The organism is Longimonas halophila (genome assembly GCF_002554705.1).
Lineage (GTDB): Bacteria > Bacteroidota > Rhodothermia > Rhodothermales > Salinibacteraceae > Longimonas > Longimonas halophila.
The window spans coordinates 197,778-212,581 of record NZ_PDEP01000003.1 but is presented as its reverse complement, the minus strand read 5'-3'; the positions used below and the strand labels follow the sequence as shown (position 1 = coordinate 212,581).

The 14,804-nt window shown below is 59.6% G+C and carries 13 protein-coding genes; 7 read left to right on the top strand and 6 right to left on the bottom strand.

Translation table 11 applies throughout. The annotated features are described in order from the left end of the window. Positions 1–304: 304 nt before the first annotated feature. The 3 genes from ccoS (at position 305) to CRI93_RS04790 (ending at position 2,140) form a co-directional block, all read left to right on the top strand. The gene (gene ccoS / locus CRI93_RS04800; protein ID WP_098061475.1) at positions 305–505 is read left to right on the top strand and encodes a cbb3-type cytochrome oxidase assembly protein CcoS; all 201 of its coding nucleotides are present in this window, start codon (positions 305–307) and stop codon (positions 503–505) included. Positions 506–565: 60 nt separating this feature from the next. Beyond that, positions 566–1,102, top strand: a complete 537-nt coding sequence (locus tag CRI93_RS04795) for a hypothetical protein (RefSeq protein WP_098061474.1) — start codon at positions 566–568, stop codon at positions 1,100–1,102. Between the two features lie 93 nt (positions 1,103–1,195). Continuing rightward, a complete protein-coding gene (locus CRI93_RS04790; RefSeq protein WP_098061473.1) occupies positions 1,196–2,140 on the top strand; it encodes an L-lactate dehydrogenase in 945 nt (314 codons plus the stop codon). A 163-nt stretch (positions 2,141–2,303) separates the two neighbouring features. Here the strand turns inward: CRI93_RS04790 and CRI93_RS04785 are convergent, their stop codons facing one another. The 4 genes from CRI93_RS04785 to CRI93_RS04770 all read right to left on the bottom strand — a co-directional run bounded on the left by CRI93_RS04785 (position 2,304) and on the right by CRI93_RS04770 (position 6,902). Further along, a complete protein-coding gene (locus tag CRI93_RS04785) occupies positions 2,304–2,939 on the bottom strand; it encodes a hypothetical protein (RefSeq protein ID WP_098061472.1) in 636 nt (211 codons plus the stop codon). Positions 2,940–2,968: 29 nt separating this feature from the next. Next, the gene (locus CRI93_RS04780; protein ID WP_098061471.1) at positions 2,969–4,648 is read right to left on the bottom strand and encodes a hypothetical protein; all 1,680 of its coding nucleotides are present in this window, start codon (positions 4,646–4,648) and stop codon (positions 2,969–2,971) included. Positions 4,649–5,065: 417 nt separating this feature from the next. Next, positions 5,066–6,085: a rhomboid family intramembrane serine protease gene (locus tag CRI93_RS04775; protein ID WP_245850318.1), complete on the bottom strand. Its 1,020-nt coding sequence runs from the start codon at positions 6,083–6,085 to the stop codon at positions 5,066–5,068. A 115-nt stretch (positions 6,086–6,200) separates the two neighbouring features. Then, a complete protein-coding gene (locus CRI93_RS04770) occupies positions 6,201–6,902 on the bottom strand; it encodes a rhomboid family intramembrane serine protease (protein ID WP_098061469.1) in 702 nt (233 codons plus the stop codon). A gap of 147 nt (positions 6,903–7,049) precedes the next feature. Here CRI93_RS04770 and CRI93_RS04765 point away from each other — a divergent pair, with 147 nt between their 5' ends. From CRI93_RS04765 to CRI93_RS04750, 4 genes are all read left to right on the top strand, one after another. Beyond that, positions 7,050–7,817, top strand: coding sequence for a UDP-2,3-diacylglucosamine diphosphatase (locus tag CRI93_RS04765; protein WP_098061468.1), 768 nt, complete (start codon positions 7,050–7,052; stop codon positions 7,815–7,817). A gap of 109 nt (positions 7,818–7,926) precedes the next feature. Beyond that, positions 7,927–10,392 carry a penicillin-binding protein 1A gene (locus CRI93_RS04760; protein WP_098061467.1) on the top strand — a complete coding sequence of 822 codons (2,466 nt, stop codon included), beginning with the start codon at positions 7,927–7,929 and terminating at the stop codon, positions 10,390–10,392. A gap of 351 nt (positions 10,393–10,743) precedes the next feature. Continuing rightward, positions 10,744–11,289 (top strand): hypothetical protein, encoded by a 546-nt coding sequence (locus CRI93_RS04755; protein ID WP_098061466.1) that lies wholly within the window; start codon positions 10,744–10,746, stop codon positions 11,287–11,289. 159 nt (positions 11,290–11,448) lie between these two features. Further along, positions 11,449–12,549, top strand: a complete 1,101-nt coding sequence (locus tag CRI93_RS04750; RefSeq protein ID WP_098061465.1) for a glycosyltransferase family 4 protein — start codon at positions 11,449–11,451, stop codon at positions 12,547–12,549. A 9-nt stretch (positions 12,550–12,558) separates the two neighbouring features. Here CRI93_RS04750 and CRI93_RS04745 read toward each other — a convergent pair whose 3' ends face one another. Further along, complete coding sequence (locus CRI93_RS04745) at positions 12,559–13,995, bottom strand: carotenoid oxygenase family protein (RefSeq protein ID WP_098061464.1); 1,437 nt, start codon at positions 13,993–13,995, stop codon at positions 12,559–12,561. A 16-nt stretch (positions 13,996–14,011) separates the two neighbouring features. Next, positions 14,012–14,467: a dUTP diphosphatase gene (gene dut, locus CRI93_RS04740; RefSeq protein WP_098061463.1), complete on the bottom strand. Its 456-nt coding sequence runs from the start codon at positions 14,465–14,467 to the stop codon at positions 14,012–14,014. Positions 14,468–14,804 lie beyond the last annotated feature (337 nt).

Sequence of the window (14,804 nt, the reverse complement as noted above, 5' to 3'; positions counted from 1 at the left end):
GGAGTTACGCACTTTGGTCCCGATGGTCGTGTTTTCTTGCATAAGGACGGAGCAAAGCCGGTTAGAAGTGCCACACATCCCCCTTAATCCCCCCTCAACCGAAGGGGGAGAGAAACGGAAGGGACCGCCCCCGATCGCTCCCCTGGAGAGGGGAGCTGTCGCGCCAGCGACTGAGGGGTGGATGCGCAGGGTTTTCGGCCTGAGGACCGCTAAACAGGTACAAGCCTCGCGACGAAATGACATTCGTGAGCCGTAACTGCGTAAGTCCTTCTCATGTGTTTCGCCCCCAATCGAACAGATAGCTATGAACGTATTGTATCTCTTAGTTCCGCTGGCACTGCTTTTGGCCGGATCCGGGGTGGCCGCGTTTGTGTGGTCGGTGCGCAACGGGCAGTACGACGATGTGGAAACGCCCGCGATGCGCATCCTTATGGAGGATGATGTACCCGGCCCTACCTCCGAGAATGAACCCGACACCGACGAGACGCCGCCTCCACGCTCGTGAACGGTGGTGGCCTGAGCGCCCGACCTTCGCATCCCCCTAACTTGATCTTACATCCTGATTATGCCCGAAATAGAAGCCAGCAGTCCCGCCCCGCGCACCAAATCGCCGCAGGCCCCGCGTCCGCAAGCGCCGATTGACGGACAGACCGTTGACGGGCGCATGGCGGAGTTCCACTGGAGCAGTGATCCGGGGGCCGGCACGTATCGCCTGCAGATCAGCCGCAGTGAAGGGTTTGACACGCTGCATGTTGACTTTACCGTGGATGACACCACGGTCACGGAGCTGTCGGGGCTGTTGCCCATCGACGGGTCGACGTGGCACTGGCGCGTGCGGGCCGAAGAAGCCGGAAGCGACTGGAGCGATCCGGCCACGTTCGTTGCGGGCCGCTCGGCGGAAGACGCTACGCCTCCATCTGAAGACCGATCGGAGGGGACTGATGTATCTGCGAAGAAAGAGATCGCGCAGACCGAGTCGTCTGCCGAAGCCGAAGTGCCCTTTCACACGGCCCGCACTTCGGGCGCATGGGCGTTTACCGTGGGCCTGGTAATGGTTGTCACGTTTGTGATTACCTTGTTCTTCATTGCCTCGGCGGTATAGAAGCGCTTCAGGAAACAGCGCTGTAGGGATACGCAGGGGGCGTGCTGCGTGTACATAGATGCTGGTTTTTCGCACTCAACCTCGTATCCCGCTATGATTCAACGGCGCACCATTGGAATCGTCGGTATTGGCAATGTAGGCAAAGCCGCGGCGTACGCCCTGTTCAACCAGCGCCTGGCCAGCGAAATCATTCTGAATGACCTGGACCACAAGCGTGCCGAGGGCGAAGCGATGGACCTGATGCACGGCCAGATGCTGGTGGGCAACGTAACCGCCCGCGCAGGCCACTACGCCGACATGGCCGACGCGCAGCTTATCGTGATTTCGGCAGGAGCCAGCCAGAAGAGTCCGGATGAGACGCGGCTGGAGCTGCTGGAGCGCAACGTGCGCATCTTCGAGCAGATCGTAGCCCAGCTTGACGAACACGCTCCCGGTGCGATGCTCGTGGTAGCTACGAATCCGGTGGACGTGCTCACGTACGTGACGCAAGAGCTATCGGAGCGTCCGGCTGAGCGCATCATCGGGACGGGCACCCTGCTGGATACGGCGCGGTTTCGGGCGCTGTTGGGCCGCCACTACGGCGTAGATCCGCGGTCGGTGCACGCCTACATTCTGGGCGAGCATGGGGATTCGGAGGTGCCCATCTGGAGCAATGCGTCGATCGGCAACCAGCGCATCAAGGAGGGGCCCATCAATGACATTGCCTTCGACGAGCACGCGATGCAGCAGCTCTTCGAGAATGCCCGCGACGCAGCGTATCAGATCATTGAGCGCAAGGGCCACACCGACACCGCCATTGGCGTGGTGATTGCGCGCATTGTGCGGGCGGTGATTGAGGACCAGCGCAGCGTGCTCCCGGTGAGCGTGCGCGCCAACGGGGCGTACGGCATCCGCGATGTGTGCTTGAGTCTACCCGCGGTGGTGGGCCGCCACGGCATTGCCGGGCGCGTTACGCCCACGCTCTCCACCACCGAGCACGAGGGCCTGCAGGCTTCTGCAACCGTGCTCAAAGAGAGTCGGGAAGGGGTGACGGTGTAGGGAGGCTTCTGAATAGCACCTCATAGAAGTGGTAAGCGGATAGGCTTGGGCTCCAGGCGTAGTGCTGGAGCCCGATTTGCTTTTAGGGCCGCCTGCGTTGGGGCCTGCTTACGACTGGCTCGCTTCGTAAATAATGTCCTGCTCCAATGCAGAAGGAAGTAGTCTACAGTACCGAACTTAAATAATTGCGCTCAAACGCAGTACGGTAGTTATCAGGTGTTGATAAGAGGTGCTCTTGCCGGATGATTTGTGGATCCGTGATAAACCGTTCTCTGAACACACGTGAGGCTTTTTTACCTCGGCATCCGACAACAGCAATCCCCAAATCTTCTGAAGCAACGATTCCCCAATCGTCTCTTTGGCCGTGCAGGTAGAATTCGGTGGGCTGCACGACCAAGAAGAAAGAAGATACATCTTTTTTCTTGCCTTGTATGTAGTCCTTCCAGGGGAGATTTACTTTATAGATTAGTCTTCTATCTTCGTTGCGTGTTCCAAATTGCTTTTCTGCTCCTATGATTACAAATTCGGATTCTCCGAGTTCGTGTAGGGCCCGTTGTGTTTTTTGGTAGTCCCGGCGGAGCAAGTAGTAATCGTTGATGATAAAGCAATATCGAAAACCGGACTCGAACACCCTGTCGGGGAGCCATCGAGGATTAGATGGGCCCCCTTTTGATTTGAAGATGCTTTCGAACGACTTTCGCCACTCCCTGTCAAAAGTTTCTTTTGACAAGACATGCTTCGAATCAGGACGATAGTACGGGTCTTGAGTGTGGTCTTGTATCACGTGTTCCTGTTTCATAAATAGTTTTAGCTTTTGCGGTACTGCTATCAGTGCCCTGCCCTTATCTTAAGTATTCTATCCTCATTGACATAATTGATATCAATACCGAAGTAGTCTGTATTCGTGGAAGGATATCTCGTCATTACGATGCTTCCGTCTGAGTTTCTCAATTGGAGACGCCCCGCATCGTCAAGTTGGCTAACAGTCGTCCCCCATTTACTCTCAAAGCTGTGCAAGATATCCATCGTACTTGTTCCTTCGGGCATCACCCATTTGCCAAACAGTTTATCCCCTTGTGTTGCTATGTCCTCAAGCAGATTTAGGTCGCTGGTATTGTTAATGAGTTGGTTGACGTAACCAGAGTCAGCCATCGCCCCCATCACATCGTCATACCAACCGAGTCCAAGGCGGTCGGCGATCTTGAGTCCGCTAAGAAGTTCGAAAAAGCTGACGCCGAGCAGTTGATCCGCCGCGCAGTCCAAGGCACTTACGATGGCAACCGGGTCGCCCGTGGTCGCATCCATTGTGTTCAAGCCACATTCGAGGAGATCATCCCACTCTTCCTGGCCAATCCGCTTCCACGTCTGCACGTCGAGGAGGTCATCGCCGCGGTCGATCGCATCTTTGATCTTGCGCCCGATTTTGATGGCTTTGCCCCAGCCAGGTTCTTCCTCGGGCTCATCTTCAGACGTCTCCTCGTCGTCACACTCCGTCCCTCCAGGATCGCCGGCCCCTCCCGGATCAGCTGGAGTGGGATTGTCAGGATAGTCCGGGTCGAGTAAGTCAGACCCAGAGGCCGGGTCCGCATCGGGCTGCGGGATCAGCCAGGTGGGCACGTCGCCAGACGCAGGGTAGGCCGCGGTGCTTTCGGGCGTTGGGCCTTGTAGGCTGCCGCTGCAGTCCGCGGGATCGGATGGGCTGCCCCCGCCTGAAGGAGTTCCATCGTCGCCGGGGCCACTGGGTGCGCCGGGATCTGGAGGCGTGGGAATGGTCGGCGTATACCCGCCACCACCGTCTGCAGTGACAGTGACCTCATTGAAAAAGCACACCATCGCGCCGCCTCCGCCATCAAAGCAGGTCAGGTAGTCCGGCACATCCTGCACGTAGTTCGACCGAAATGCAGCGCCGTCGTAGCCGCCGTTTTGTGCAGCGCGTTGTGCACTGCTCTGCGCTTGGCCCGCCGCACTGCTGTCTGAATCGACAAAGCGATAGCCGTCTTCGCCAAACTGGGCCTGTAGATCCGCTTCAATGCGGTCGGCCATGAGAGCCAGCGCCTCTTCCGTTGGGGGCACGTTACACCGCACGCGCGAGGCGGTCTGGCGCGCGGTGCTGTCGGCTGCCGTGCTGTCAGCGGTGGGCTCCAGCGAAAGCGTGAAGTTGAACTCGGTAAACTCCGATTCGACCTCGGACGAACTATCGGCCTGAACGCTATCCGGAAAGGCCAGCGCCAGGTCGTAGGTGCGGTAGCCTGCTTCGGCCTCGGGGTCAAACACGTTGGCGGTGCAGCGATACGCAGGGCCGGTCTCCGACGACGCCTGTTGCATGCCCCCGGGAAGTAGCGCTACAGATAACGCTGATGACGACGCATCGGGGCGCTCTGATGGCGGGTTGGTGTCCTCCATTGGGCTGACAGACGGGTCGCAGCCGGTCAGTCCAATGAAAAGCGCCAGCACAAGCACGCCCCATCCAGCATGACTCCACCCGGAGCGCTTCAGGCGGTGATGCAAACGAGAACAAGAGGGAGAAGGGGGTTCTTCCGAAGAGGAAGAAGACGAGCCAACAGGCATAAGGGGGAGACGATACAAGCGCCAGAACAACGATAAGAGAGAGGCAGCACTACGGACGCAACAGAAGAGATGCGTGCATCTGCGCATACACAGGATATACCCCCCCCGAAGACTTTCAACCGATCCATGTTTTTTTTGCGTGAAGGTTGGTGGGGGTCACTCTCATGCCTGAACAGAGGAGCATAGAGCGTACGCGACCACGGAATGCCCTACAGAAATGCATCGGTAGTAGGGGAACGCATAGAGAGTTGTATCCACAAAGAAATCGCCTGACGCGCAGACTACGTGCAGGGCGATTGAAAATGGGAGACAGCCAGCGAGAATGCTGTGCAGGAGGTGCGGCCCTGGGCAGCCTACCTACGACTGGCTCGCTTCGTACAGAATGCGTTTTTCCTCTTCGCTGAGGGAGTCGTAGCCCTTCTCGCTGATCTTATCGAGGATGCGGTCGACCTCGTCGGTGTTGCCCGAGGAACGGCCCGACGAGGATTGGTCGCTGCGCTGCGAGGAGCGCCGGCCCGAGGCTTCTTTCACATCGGTCGACGAGCCCGAAGACGAGCCGACCTTCGGGTCGCCGCCAAGCCACTGCTCCAGGCGATCCAAGAAGCCCATCTTCGGTTCCGTGGCGGTACGGCTGCCGCGTCCGGAGCGGCGGCTTCGGCTCCCGCGCGACCGGCCCTCGAAGAAGAAACGCGCCCACGAGGTCACATCAACGCCGCGTTGTCCGGCACGGGCACACAGGAATCCCGCCAGCGCCCCGCCCCAGTGAGCGGTAACAGCGACGCCCGAGGATGACAGTGCAAGCAGCGCATCAATGGCCAGAAAGCCCAGCACCAGGTAGAGCAGCTTTACGGTGCCCAGGAAGATGAGCGCGACCTTCTTGTAGGGGTAGAGAATGGCCACGGCCATGAGCACGCCCAGCACAGAGCCGCTGGCGCCGTGAATGATGCTGCCAAAGAAGCCGGGCATTAGCAGACCAAAGAGCAGCGAGAGGAGTCCGCCCCCGACACCGCCCAGGATATACAGCGCCAAAAGCTCGTGCGAGCCGTGCATCCGCTCAAACTCTTTGCCGATCCAGTACAGCCAGAGCATATTGAAGGCGATGTGCAAGAGGCCGCCAAAGCCCGCTCCCAGATGCAAGAAGTTGTAGGTCAGGAGTTGCCACGGCATGAGTACCGCGCCGGGCCACTCAGTGTTGAGCGCCAGCACGTTGTACACAAACCCGTTGATCGGCTCGACCCATCGCAAGAACTGCCACGCGATATACACGACCACGTTAATGGCAATGAGCGTGCGCAGCGCAACGGGTTGACGACTGTACCACGATTGAAACTGGTTCACGGCAGCAAGGTGGCCATTGGGATGCCAGAATAGATGCAAGGCAGCAGCACGCCACCAAGGCCTGCCGCTGCATGGTGTCTATACCCCGCACCAAGATCAAGGTTTTACGGTTGGGGCAGTGGTCCCTTATCAAGATACAGCAGCACGGCGGATGTTACCACCGCATCACGCGCTCGGGCTGCGTAGGCAGTTTGCCGCGCCAGTATTGAATTAGGACAAAGCCGAAGATCATACCGCCCAGGTGGGCAAAGTTGGCAACACCGGCCTGCGTACCCGAAATGCCCGTGTACAGTTCAAACACGCCGAGTCCAACCACCAGCCACTTGGCCTTGATCGGGAAGAGAAAGTAGAGGTATATGGGCTGATTGGGAAACATCATGCCGAACGCCAAAAGTACGCCGTACACGCCGCCCGAAGCGCCAATGGTGGGGACTGGGCTGCTTATGAAGAGCAGATGTGTAAGTGCAGCACCCACCACACACACGAAGTAGAACGTGAGGAAGCGTTCCGAGCCCCACTTGTTTTCGATCTGTACCCCGAACATCCAAAGAATGAACATATTGAACAGGATGTGCGGAAAGTTACCGTGTAGAAAGCTGTACGTAATCAGCTGCCACGGCCAGAAACCGGGCACCTCGCCTTGAAAGAAAAGCGTTATGCCCTGGTCGGGCGCGCCGGGCGGGTACAGCGCCATGTAGTTCAGTACGGTTGTAAGAGCAGCATCCGTTGTAAGCGTGGCTTCGGCCACCAGTTGGGCCATAAACAGCAGTCCGTTCAGCACCAGCAGGTTCTTAATGACGGGCGGAAACACCGAGAACTGCTGGGGCGGACGGTAGTAGTCTTGTCGTCGATTCATCAAGGGCCAGGGCCAAGCGGACGGTCAGCGAACGCGCAGCGATGCAAGAGATACATCATTCTGGCTGTACCGCCACGGTCCGCGCAAGGTTCAGGCCGCTTTCCACTCCAATTGTTCGCATCCTGCTATTCGCATTCCGGTAACGGCGTGGTCCTCTTTGTATCCGACATGCATTTGGGGCGCAGTTCGGCGCGTGCCAGTCGCGAGCACGAGCGGGCCCTTATCGACTGCTTGCGCGCGCACGCCGACCAAGCCACGCACTTGTATCTGCTCGGCGACGTGTTCGATGCGTACATTGAGCACCGGTCCTACATTCCGAAGCAGGGCATCCGCCTGATGGGTGAACTGGCGCAGTGGACCGCTCGCCGGAAGCCGGTGTGCTACTTGCACGGGAACCACGACCCGTGGCATCTCGACTTTATGGACCGGGAGCTGGGGGTGCGCGTGGTTGAGGGGCCGTGGACGGCACATCACTACGGGCAACACATTCATCTGGCGCACGGCGACCGCGTGGCCTCTACGCATGGGCGGTGGGGCCAGTGGATGCGTCAGGTTATGCACCACCGTGGGGCCGTGGCGGCATACCGCACGCTGTTGCCTGCAGACTGGGGACTGGCGGCGGCGCAATGGGTAAGCCGCCGCCTGCATGGCGACCCTGACCCTGCTGTGATTCGCGCGCTGCGCAGCCATGCCGTACAGGTGCTGCACACCACTGCAGCCCACGCCGTGTTAATGGGCCACAGTCACGCCGCTGAGTTGCACGAAGACCGGGCCGGGGTCTACCTGAATACGGGCAACTGGTACGAAAAACGAACCTTCGTGCGTTTGACTCCTGACCGGTGGGCGCTGATGCAGTGGAACGGAGCCGCCGCCCGCCCGATTAAAACGGCTCCGGTGTCGCAGGGGCAGCCCTGAGGCGGGAAACCCACACGCATGCTGCGGGTGCAGTACCGTCCCGCGTGCTGCCTGGCAGTCCACCGCTGCACGCTCACAGCATATGTACCTTCCCGAACGCTGACGCTTCATGTCAGACCAGTGGTCTTTTTCCGACGGCGAACTCGAAGAGTACTTCGACGATCCCGAGGCACGCAAACCCCAGCAAGACACGAACGAAGGCAGCGCAGCCTCCGCATCTCCCTCTGATCTTCCTTCAGAGTCCATTCCCGAAGCTTCTGATGAAGAGGCTTCGTTCAACACGCCCGATGAAGCCCCCTCCGACCGCGATGCTGCAGCAGGCAGTTCGGTGATGTGGACCGGCTGGGCTGGGCAGTGGATTGACCACCCGCAGGTGGCCCAGGCTGCCTCTGTGCTTGGCGTTGTTGCGGGGCTTGGGGGGCTCGGACTGCTCGTGCTAATCGGGCTGTTTGCCGCCCTGGGGTCCGACATTCCGTCTACGCAGCGCCTTGAGAACCCGACGGTTGAACTGGCTACCATCGCCTATACCGCCGATGGGGAAGAGCTGGCCCGCTACGCACGACAGAACCGGTCGTGGGTGCCGTACGACAGCATCGGGACGAACGTCGTCAACGCGCTCATTGCAACGGAGGATCACCGGTTCCGGCGGCACTGGGGCGTAGACATTCAAGGCATTGCGGCGGCGGCGTTCAGCACGCTTACGGGCGACCTGCGCGGCGCGTCTACGATCTCGCAGCAACTGGCCCGCAACCTGTATGATGAAGAGGTGGGGCGGGAGGTCACCATCATGCGTAAGATCCGTGAGATGATTACGGCGGTGGAGCTGGAGCGCCGCTATACGAAGACGGAGATCGTTGAGATGTACCTGAATACGGTAGCCTTTGGCTCGAACGCGTTCGGGATTGAGGCGGCCTCGCGCACGTACTATGGCAAGGCGCCGCAGGAGCTTGCCGTGCCCGAAGCAGCCACGCTCATTGGGTTGCTGAAAGCAACGACCTACTACAACCCGGTTCGGAATCCAGAAAACGCCAAAATGCGCCGCAATGTGGTGATGGGGCAGATGGCTCGGTACGGCATGATCGAAGATGAGGAGTTGGCAGTGTATCGTGAGGAAGAGGTTGCAGCCAGCTACCATTCAGCCGAACTCTATACGAGCCTGGCGCCTTACTTTGCTGAGCATGTACGCACTGAGCTGCAGCGCATGACACGTGACCCAGAGCATCCGCTCAACGAATATGACATGTATGGCGACGGGCTGCGCGTATACACCACGGTCGACAGTCGGATGCAGCAGCACGCAAAGGCGGCGGTTGACTCGCAGATGACGCGCTTGCAGGCGGTGGTGGATTATGAGTGGAGCAGCGAGCGCACGCGCCTCCTTAGCCGTGAGTTTGAGCCGTACATGGAGCTCGTTCGCGGCGAGGACTACGAGCCCTTCTCGCACTTCTGGTCCTCTAATACCGGAATCGTCAACGAGTACATCCGCGACACGCCCCACTACCAGCGCCTTGTTGATGAAGCTGGACAGACCGATGAAGAGGCGCTGCAGTCGCTGCGTACCAATGAAACGTTCGTCGACTCGCTGCGCACCCTGCGCACGAGGCTCGAAGCCGGTCTTGTGTCGATGGACCCGCGAACCGGCCAGGTGAAAGCATGGGTTGGCGGACGCGACTTTCGGGACGATAAATATGACAAGGTGAGCATTGCCCAGCGTCAGCCGGGGTCTACGTTCAAGCCCTTTACCTACACCGCGGCCATTGATAATGGCTACTCGCCCTACGATACATTCTTAGACAGCACATTCGTGTATGAAGATGTGAACGCGGATACCACCTGGAGTCCGAACAACTTTAGCGGATACAGTGGCCAAGAGTTGACCATGACACAGGCTCTTGCGCGCTCTATCAACACTATTACCGCACGGGTAGCGCTTGAAATTGGGCCGAGCACTATTGCGCAATATGCGCGTCGCATGGGCATCCAAAGTGAACTGCAAGCGGTGCCGTCCATTTCACTGGGCACCAGCAACGTAACGCTCTTGGAGATGGTCACGGCCTACAGTACGCTGGCTAACGGAGGGCTGCGCAACGAGCCCCAGGTTATTACGCGCATTGAAGATCGGTTTGGCAATCTGCTTTGGGCTCCGCGCTCGGCTCCCCAAGAAGTGCTGTCGGAGCGTACCGCCTACACGGTGGCTGACATGATGCGTGGTGTGATTGACTTTGGCACAGGCCAGCGCATCCGTACGCAGTTTGGCTTGGGCGATTACGACCTGGCGGCCAAAACCGGAACCACCCAAGATGGAGCCGATGGCTGGTTCATCATGATGCATCCCGATTTGGTGACCGGTTCCTGGGTAGGATTTAACGACCAGCGCATCACCTTTCGCACTAATGCTTGGGGGCAGGGCGGACGCAATGCGCTCTTTTTGGTGGGTGATTACACCCAGCGCATTGCTAACATGGGTACCAATGCGGAAGAGAGTCCGCTTCGCAGAGAGGCGGAGTTTCCGTTAGAGGAGTTCATGATTGAGGCGCCTGAAGATGACCGCGATGGAGGCGGTGTGGGCTGGTAAAAGTATGCAGCCAAGAGCGCGCAGGCTGCAGAGGCTCTTGAAAGAGGCGTCGAGGCCCTTGCAACTCGTTTTTTGATGCCTCAGCAAAGTTGCACCTCTGTTGGTTGTATCGTAATATTCAGACCACGCGTCGAAAGCCTGCGAACGGCGCCGGTGCCAACTCGTTGGCACATACCATATGCACAGTGCCATACAGCAACTGGGCATGCAGCCAACCATTGCTTCCTGTTACATTTTGTGCCCTGTTACGCTACCGCGTTGTGCATGCTGCGGCCCGAACAGGCGTAGCTGGACTGTAGCTGAGCCGTAGCGATGTTTTCCCTGTCACTCATTTACTGAATATAAGAACCCGTGGACATCCAATCGCGCACCGTAGATATTCCTCGCAAGGAGCGCACGACGAAAAGCGACGATCCTGTGGCCGTATGGCCGCTCATCAAGGCGGCGCTTGATAAGATCGAGGCCGACCCGCCCACGCGCGAAGCGGCCGAAGCGGCTATTGCCTACAGCGATGGCTGCGCCGTACTGGCTAACTACCTGAATAGCCAGGCCAAGCGCGTTCATAAGATGGACTATCGGTTCAAGGTGCCGCTTCTGGTCCTTGGGGCCGAGCTGGCCCGCGAAGACGATGGCTCCGAAACCATCTACGATCCCGAAGAGGGAGCTATCTACTTCGAGACCGACGACCACCAGTTCTCGTTTCACGTCTATAAAGACTGGACGGTTGACTGGGAAGAAGTGGCCGATTACGTCGAACCCGGCTACGAATGGATTGGCGTAGACAACCAGGTGTGGGCCCTCGACTGGCTCATGGACTACCTCGAAGTGCCGACCGACCAGTACATGGTCGACGATAGCGACGATGACGACGAAACCGAGCACTTCAGCCGCATCTAAACACTGCATTCGACGCTGTGTGCTTGTCTGGGTGCGCCAAGGGCGCATCCGGCATGCACCAGAACTTGTCCGCTTGTTGCGCGCAATCCTGAATCCGGCTGGCGCGTTTTTGCCGATACTTGCAGTCCACTGCTTTTCCTTGGTCTGTACTCGGCTTACATGAAACGCGTTATTGGATGCAACTCCGCCTATGGAGCAGGCGGCATTGGGCAACATCTGGCCCACATGGTCGAAGAAAGCCGCACGGCCGGTGCACTCTGGCGCTACCTGGTGCCCAAAGGCAAACCGGACGATGCGCATGCTCAACGCGTACCGTCTCCGTGGTGGATGCGCTACGTGCATGCCTGCCCGCCCATTCGGTGGTCGCCCACGTGGCGCAATCACCTAAGCAACGAGGCGTACGACCGGGCGCTCGCCGCAGCGCTGCCCGAAGACGGGACGGCGTATATGGGATTCGTAGGCAAGTCGCTGCGGGCATTTCGTGCAGCAGAGGCCAAGGGATACGACCGCCTTGAGCTCGTTGCAGCCAATAGCCATATCGACAACGTGGCTGTCCAGCACGATCGCGCCGCAGCCCAAACCGGAATCCGCGACACCTGGCTGAACGCGGCCCAGCAGCGCAAAACTCGCGCCGAGTACGAAGCTGCCGATGCGATCTACGTGCACTCCGACTACGTACGCCAGTCTTTTCTGGATGCCGGGTTTCCTGCATCCAAGCTCATCCGCACTCATCTGCAGCCGGCCCCGCGCTTCCAACCGCCCGAGACGCGCCCCGCTGGTGGGTCTTTTCATGTCGTGTATGTGGGCCGCCTCGACGCCACGAAGGGCCTCCCGCTCCTGATCGACGCGTTTGCACAGTGGCCGCATTCCAATGCACGACTGACGCTGGTAGGCGGCTGGGCCACCCCGGTTATGCGACGCTACATGCAGGCTGCGCTCCGGGCCGACCCGCGCATCACCGTAGCGCCCGGCGATCCGTTGCCCACCCTGCACACCGCCGATGTGTTTGTGCATCCGAGCTTTGAAGACGGATTCGGTTACGCGCCCGTTGAAGCGCTGGCTTGCGGCGTGCCTGTCATTGCCACTGAAGACACCGGCATGGCCGAGTACATCACCGACGGCGTGAACGGATACGTGGTGCCGACCGGCGACGCGGATGCGCTCATCGAGCAGCTCGATGCGGTTGCGACTCATCCGCTGGCTACGACCACCTCGCTCTGGCCCGAGCAGGCATCGCATCCGGTGCCTGCTGTCAACTGATTGAGCTGGCTATCGATGAAGGTCCTGAAGGGGCGCGTCCGCATCCAAAAACTGCCCATGAAAGCTCAGCGGAATGGCCTGAGGGGCGGGGGCACGGGCGATCTCGGTGAACGACTCCGCATCCAACACCAGTAAGAACGAGCGTTCCGCCTCGGTATCCAGCACCACCGAGAGCACGACGCCTTCATCTTCGGCAGTGGAACGGGGGGCTGCCGCGAAAATCGGCTCGCTGGGAAAGCAGCCGTCCGCATGCCAGTGCTGGGCGTTGCCCGTGGTCATGTCGATTTTGACGAGCTCGTCGGTGAAGTTCCCGGGCGTGCGGTTGCCGGTGCCATACACGTAGCGATACGGCTGTCCGTTGCACGCGGCGTAGTGGATGCGTGGCACCTCGATGCCCGTGTCACTGAGGCGCTCGTGGGTGGCCGTGTGCTGCTTCAGGTTGACACGCAGGCGTTCGGGACGGGCCATCTCCACATCGTCCCAGCCACTGCGCAGCGCATCCAGGTACATGCGGTCTACGATCGTGGCATCGGGGTAGGACGCCAGGTCGATGCAGAGTGCATCGCCGTCGTCGAACGCGTTGATGTGGTGAAATGCGAACATCGGGTCGGTGGGCACGGTCGTAACGTGCGTGCCGGTATCGCGCTCAAACACATGAATTTGCGTGCCACGTTCGGGCTGCCACTCAAAGTTCTCGATAAACGGTTTGCCACTGAGCAGCACATCCAGCGGGTCGAGCACCAGCGGAAACGCCACCAGCGCCAGGTAGCGCCCGGTCATCGCAAAGCTGTGCATGTACGAGGGACGCCGCACCGCATGCGTGCCCAGCTCTTTTCGCGTAGCGGTGGCCGCGTCGAGGCGGTACAGACGGTAGGTGCTCGTGGGCTTCGAGAAGTCGACGACGTAGCTGTACAGCGTGCCATCGGGCAGGCGGTGGGGATGCGCGGTCGTGAGCGGTCCACTGAGCGTGTCGTCATAGTCCACCACACCGAGTGTGTCGAGCGTATGCGGATCGAAGCGCACCGGCAGCGGCGTCTCCGTCAGCGCGACCCAGTCCCCGGCCAGCCGATGGATGCTTACGTTGGCGTTGTCGGTGAGCTGCGGACGAAAGACGGTCATCACGCGCTCAAACAGCGAACGGCACGGGTCTGTCGCAAACGCCGACTGCGTGATGCGACCTTCCGCTTCGGCCTCGGTGTAGGCGCTGCTTTGCAGAAAGCGACTTCGGTAGGATACGCCGGCCTCGGTGATCGTGAAGGCGTGCAGCAGCGCGAGTCCATCGAACCAGTGGTTGTAGGCCTCGTCCTCGACCTCGAAGCGTCCGGGTCCATTCCGCACGAGCGTACCGCGCAGCCAGGGCGGCAGCGTGCCTCGTACCGGAAGCGCACGGGACTCGGGGTGCTCGTTTGCCGTGGTGAGGCCAAGGGCGTAGGGGGCAGAAGGCATCGCTCAGGTAGATGTGTTAGGACGTACCGGTGGATCCAAATCCACCTGTGCCGCGGGTGGTGGGTTCCAGCGTGTCGACCTCGTTCCAATCGACGGATTCGTAGCGCGCCACTACGAGTTGGGCGATGCGCATGCCGCGCTCGATAGTCACCGGCTCCTGCCCCAAGTTGATGAGCGCGACCTTCACTTCGCCCCGATAGTCTGCGTCGATGGTGCCGGGCGCGTTCAGGACGGTAACGCCCGTGCGCACGGCAAGTCCGCTCCGGGGGCGCACCTGCCCTTCGCATCCTGCAGGAAGCGCAATTTTGAGTCCGGTTGGCACGAGCGTACGCGCTCCGGGCTCCAGCGTGTGTGGAGCGTCTTCGGGCAGGGCAGCGCGCAGATCCACGCCTGCGCTGTGCGGCGTAGCATGTTCGGGCAGCGATAGGTCAGCAGCATGCGAAAGACGCGTTAGGGGGATGCGGGTGGACATAGTACAACCGGATAATCAGAATGCGAACGATAGCTTTCCTCAGGACAATGAACCCATAAATCCATATTAGTCAGTGCTATACCGCGAGTACGACACACGCTATGTTGGGCCCATGAGGATAAGACTGCAAGGGATGAGCAACGTAGGAAAGTCCGAGCGGCTTTACCGTTTAGCGTTTATCAATTCTCAGGAGGGTAAACCAAGGAGGCTATAGGCGTGAGCAAAGGCCAATAAGAACAATGCGGTCTGTCATCGGTCAGTGTGGCGCGTTGGTGCGATGGCCGTTCTTTCTGGCATCAAAGAAGCCCAGCTCTGATCTCTTTCGTGTGGTTCTCCA

Bases quoted from the DNA above. Each gene is read 5' to 3' on its own strand.
- CRI93_RS04750 (WP_098061465.1), top strand. From the start codon at position 11,449: ATGAAACGCGTTATTGGATGCAACTCCGCCTATGGAGCAGGCGGCATT.
- CRI93_RS04795 (WP_098061474.1), top strand. From the start codon at position 566: ATGCCCGAAATAGAAGCCAGCAGTCCCGCCCCGCGCACCAAATCGCCG.
- CRI93_RS04790 (WP_098061473.1), top strand. From the start codon at position 1,196: ATGATTCAACGGCGCACCATTGGAATCGTCGGTATTGGCAATGTAGGC.
- CRI93_RS04785 (WP_098061472.1), bottom strand. From the start codon at position 2,939: ATGAAACAGGAACACGTGATACAAGACCACACTCAAGACCCGTACTAT.
- ccoS (WP_098061475.1), top strand. From the start codon at position 305: ATGAACGTATTGTATCTCTTAGTTCCGCTGGCACTGCTTTTGGCCGGA.
- CRI93_RS04770 (WP_098061469.1), bottom strand. From the start codon at position 6,902: ATGAATCGACGACAAGACTACTACCGTCCGCCCCAGCAGTTCTCGGTG.
- CRI93_RS04760 (WP_098061467.1), top strand. From the start codon at position 7,927: ATGTCAGACCAGTGGTCTTTTTCCGACGGCGAACTCGAAGAGTACTTC.
- CRI93_RS04745 (WP_098061464.1), bottom strand. From the start codon at position 13,995: ATGCCTTCTGCCCCCTACGCCCTTGGCCTCACCACGGCAAACGAGCAC.
- dut (WP_098061463.1), bottom strand. From the start codon at position 14,467: ATGTCCACCCGCATCCCCCTAACGCGTCTTTCGCATGCTGCTGACCTA.